This is a genomic window from Vibrio sp. V19_P1S1T109 (assembly GCF_002241375.1).
Classification (GTDB): domain Bacteria; phylum Pseudomonadota; class Gammaproteobacteria; order Enterobacterales; family Vibrionaceae; genus Vibrio; species Vibrio anguillarum.
Genome location: NZ_NDIM01000077.1, coordinates 1 through 5051, shown reverse-complemented (window position 1 = coordinate 5051; position 5051 = coordinate 1). Strand labels below are relative to the sequence as shown.

At 42.6% G+C, this 5051-nt stretch carries 3 protein-coding genes; all 3 read left to right on the top strand.

The window, feature by feature from the left end; all coding sequences use genetic code 11:
• The first annotated feature begins 162 nt into the window (after positions 1-162).
• On the top strand, positions 163-2097 hold the full coding sequence (locus B9J87_RS03655; protein WP_013856540.1) for a PrkA family serine protein kinase: 1935 nt from the start codon (positions 163-165) through the stop codon (positions 2095-2097).
• Between the two features lie 82 nt (positions 2098-2179).
• A complete protein-coding gene (locus B9J87_RS03650; RefSeq protein ID WP_094149378.1) occupies positions 2180-3451 on the top strand; it encodes a YeaH/YhbH family protein in 1272 nt (423 codons plus the stop codon).
• A 12-nt stretch (positions 3452-3463) separates the two neighbouring features.
• Positions 3464-5002 carry a SpoVR family protein gene (locus tag B9J87_RS03645; RefSeq protein WP_013856538.1) on the top strand — a complete coding sequence of 513 codons (1539 nt, stop codon included), beginning with the start codon at positions 3464-3466 and terminating at the stop codon, positions 5000-5002.
• Positions 5003-5051: the final 49 nt, after the last annotated feature.

Sequence of the window (5051 nt, the reverse complement as noted above, 5' to 3'; positions counted from 1 at the left end):
CACTAAATGGTTCAACCTGCTCGACGTTATTACTGTCACGAAATTTAAATAAACACATAATTGTTAAGCAAAATTGTCAAACTCGGACTAGTCTTAAATTGTTATTAATTTGTGTTTTTAAGCGGTGTTGTCAGTTAGACAGTTTTCAGAGGGGAATTCACTATGAGTATTTTTGACCACTTTCAGGCACGCTATGAAGCCGCCAAGGATGAAGAGCTATCACTGCAAGAGTTTTTAGCTCTGTGTAAAGAAGATAAAAGTGCTTATGCCAATGCAGCAGAGCGGCTGTTAATGGCGATTGGTGAGCCTGAGCTGATAGACACAGCAAAACACCCCCGATTGAGTCGCATTTTCTCTAACCGGGTGATTTCTCGTTATAAAACTTTTGAGGATTTCTATGGCATGGAAGAAGCCATAGAACAGATTGTTTCCTACCTCAAACACGCTGCCCAAGGTTTAGAAGAAAGAAAACAAATTCTCTATCTACTCGGTCCAGTTGGTGGCGGTAAATCTTCACTGGCGGAGAAACTCAAAGCTTTAATGCAACAAATGCCTATTTATGTTTTGTCTGCAAATGGCGTTCGTAGCCCAGTCAATGACCACCCATTTTGTCTGTTTGATGTGGTTGAAGATGGCGAAATCCTCAAGCAGGAATATGGGATAGAAAAACGCTATTTACGCTCAATTACATCACCTTGGGCGGCCAAACGCTTACACGAGTTTGGTGGCGATATTTCCAAATTCAAAGTCGTCAAAGTACGACCTTCAATTCTCGATCAAATTGCCGTCGCAAAAACAGAGCCCGGTGATGAAAACAACCAAGACATTTCGTCACTGGTTGGGAAAGTAGATATTCGGAAACTCGAGCATTTCTCGCAAGATGACCCCGATGCATATAGCTATTCCGGTGCACTCTGTAAAGCCAACCAAGGGTTAATGGAGTTTGTTGAGATGTTCAAAGCGCCAATTAAGGTGCTTCACCCACTCTTAACCGCCACGCAAGAAGGAAACTTCAACGGGACAGAAGGGTTATCCGCCCTACCCTTTGATGGCATGATTTTAGCGCACTCAAACGAATCAGAGTGGCAGACATTCCGTAACAACAAAAACAACGAAGCGTTTTTGGACCGGGTTTATATCGTTAAAGTCCCTTACTGTTTACGCGTCTCGGAAGAAGTGAAAATTTACCAAAAACTGCTTGAACACAGCGAACTATCCAAAGCGCCATGCTCACCAAGCACACTAGAATTACTTGGTCAATTTAGTATCCTCTCGCGCCTAAAAGTGCCGGAAAACTCGTCACTCTTCTCCAAAATGCGCGTCTACGATGGTGAAACGCTAAAAGATACCGATCCAAAAGCAAAAAGCTATCAAGAGTATCGTGACTACGCAGGTGTTGACGAAGGGATGTCCGGTTTATCGACTCGCTTTGCCTTTAAAATACTGTCGCGCGTATTCAACTTTGACCAAACGGAAGTTGCGGCTAACCCCGTTCATCTGTTCTATGTCATCGAACAGCAAGTTGAACGCGAGCAGTTCCCTCAAGAAATCGCTGAACGATATATGGAGTTTTTAAAAGGCTACTTAGTGCCTCGTTATGTCGAGTTCATTGGTAAAGAGATTCAAACTGCTTATTTGGAATCTTATTCTGAATATGGCCAAAATATTTTTGACCGCTACGTTACTTATGCTGATTTCTGGATCCAAGACCAAGAGTATCGTGATCCTGAAACTGGCCAACTTTTCGATCGTTCATCGCTCAATAACGAGTTAGAAAAAATCGAGAAAACAGCAGGCATTAGTAACCCGAAAGATTTCCGAAATGAAATCGTCAATTTTGTACTGCGTGCGAAAGCGCACAACAATGGACAAAATCCGGTTTGGACCAGTTACGAAAAACTGCGTACCGTCATTGAGAAAAAAATGTTCTCAAATACCGAAGAGCTACTTCCTGTTATCTCTTTTAATGCCAAAACCTCATCTGATGATCAGAAAAAACACGACGATTTTGTCGCTCGTATGATGGAGAAAGGTTATACAGAAAAACAAGTAAGGCTGTTGTCTGAGTGGTATTTACGCGTCCGTAAATCTTCTTAACTTCAAGCAAACCAAAACCTGTACATGCGTTAGCCATACGAACAATGGCTAACGTAAAGGTGACGTTTTCAAGGGGATACTCATGGCGCAATTTATCGATAGAAGATTGAACGGTAAAAACAAAAGTGCGGTCAATAGACAACGCTTTTTACGCCGTCATAAAGAGCAGATCAAAGAATCTGTTGCAGACGCAGTGAATCGTCGCTCCATCACCAACACCGAGTCTGGCGAAGATGTGTCGATCCCAAATCACGACATCAAAGAACCCGTGTTTCATCAAGGAAAAGGCGGCCTGAAAGAACGGGTTCACCCAGGTAATGACCAGTTTATTACTGGTGATAAAATTGAGAGACCTAAAAGTGGCGGACAAGGCAATGGTGCAGGACAAGGTGATGCGAGTGCTGATGGCGAAGGCCAAGATGAATTTATTTTCCAAATCTCTAAAGATGAATATCTTGATCTACTGTTTGAAGATCTGGAATTGCCTAATCTAGAAAAAAATCAAATCAATAAGATTACAGAATGGAAAACTCATCGCGCGGGTTTCAAAACGGCAGGTGTACCGTCGAACATTGCTGTAGTTCGCTCTTTGCAACAATCACTGGCTCGCCGCACCGCAATGACAGCGGGAAAACGTCATTTAATGGGGGAATTAGAAGAAGAGTTACTGCGCATTCAAAATAGAGAGCCCGCTCAAGTATTAGAAGAGAAGCGACTTAAGCAAGAAATCGAAGCGTTGCGTAAAAAAATTGAAAGTGTGCCGTTTATTGATACGTTTGACCTACGTTTCAAAAACTTTGAAAAACGCCCCATTCCATCGAGCCAAGCTGTTATGTTCTGCTTAATGGATGTGTCGGGTTCAATGGATCAAGCGACTAAAGATATTGCCAAACGTTTTTACGTGTTGCTGTATCTATTTTTAACTCGCACTTATGAAAATGTCGAAGTGGTGTTTATTCGTCACCATACGCAAGCCAAAGAGGTGGATGAGCACGAGTTCTTCTACTCTCAAGAGACCGGCGGCACGATTGTTTCTAGCGCACTGAAATTAATGCATGAAATCATTGAACAACGCTACCCTCTCGGCGAATGGAATATCTACGCAGCTCAAGCATCCGATGGTGATAACTGGGCTGATGATTCGCCTCGTTGTAAAGAACTCCTCACCAATAAGCTTCTGCCATATTGCCAGTATTACGCTTATATTGAAATCACTCGTCGCTCACACCAAACCTTGTGGCACGAGTACGAAAAATTACAACCCTCATTTGGCAATTTTTCGATTAAAAACATTCGCACCGTGGATGACATATTCCCTGTATTTAGGGAGCTATTCCAAAAGGAAACAGCTTAGGGAGGCATACTAATGACAACAAAAGCGAAAGGCACTTCAAAACGCAAGAGCAAATTGCTACCAGACGGACCTGACTGGACGTTTGAGCTTTTGGAGAAATACCATACTGAAATACGCCGGGTAGCTGAGTTTTATCGTCTCGATACTTACCCTAATCAAATTGAAGTTATTACCTCCGAGCAGATGATGGATGCCTACTCCAGCATTGGCATGCCGATTAATTACAGCCACTGGTCATTTGGCAAAAAATTTATTCAAACGGAACAAGGTTACAAACATGGCCAAATGGGGCTCGCGTATGAGATCGTTATTAACTCAGACCCATGCATTGCCTATTTAATGGAAGAAAACACCGTCACTATGCAAGCCTTAGTGATGGCGCACGCTTGCTATGGTCACAACTCGTTTTTCAAAGGCAACTACCTTTTCCAAACTTGGACGGATGCGAGCTCTATCATTGACTATCTCTTGTTTGCCAAAAACTACATTTCAGAATGCGAAGAAAAATATGGCGTACCCGAAGTCGAATCGCTGCTCGACTCATGCCACGCGTTAATGAATTATGGTGTTGACCGCTATAAACGACCTGAAAAAATATCGATAGCAGAAGAAAAAGCACGTCAAGAAGAGCGCGAAGCTTATCTACAATCACAAGTTAATGAACTGTGGCGCACCGTGCCCAAAGCAAAAACCAAAGAAGAAGATCTTAAAGTTCGTTTTCCAAGTGAGCCACAAGAAAACATTCTTTATTTCATTGAGAAACATGCGCCACTGCTTGAGCCATGGCAACGGGAGATCGTTCGTATTGTGAGGAAAATAAGCCAATATTTTTACCCACAAAAACAGACGCAAGTGATGAATGAAGGCTGGGCCACATTCTGGCACTACACTATCTTGAATCACCTTTATGATGAAGGTTTTGTTTCTGAGAAATTCATTCTTGAGTTTCTACACAGCCACACCAGTGTCGTCGCACAACCTTCTTACAACAGCCCCTATTTTAGTGGCATCAATCCATATGCACTTGGCTTTGCTATGTTCCGAGATATTAAACGTATTTGTGAAGAGCCAACCGATGAAGACAGGGAATGGTTTCCTGAGCTTGCTGGCACAGAATGGTTAGATGCGCTTCATTTTGCTATGCACAACTTTAAGGACGAGAGCTTCATTAGCCAGTATCTTTCACCTAAAGTAATGCGCGATTTCAAGCTGTTTGCCATTGTGGATGACGATCGCAAGAATTTTATTGAAGTTAGTGCCATTCACGATGATATTGGCTATCACGCCATCCGTGAAAAGCTTGCGGCACAGTACAATCTCAGTAATTTAGAACCGAATATTCAAGTTTATAACGTGGATGTCCGTGGTGATCGTTCACTGACGCTTCAACACGTTCCACACGATAGAATTCCTTTAGATCAAAGCTGTCATGAGGTACTAAAACACCTTTACCGTTTATGGGGGTTTGATGTCATTTTAGAGGAAGTCAAAGAGAGTGGCCGACGTGAAATTTTAGCGACTTGCCCACCACACGGCGAACGTGACACATAAGAACAAGTCGTTACCTTAAATATTGACTTCATAATGCGCGACCTCATTC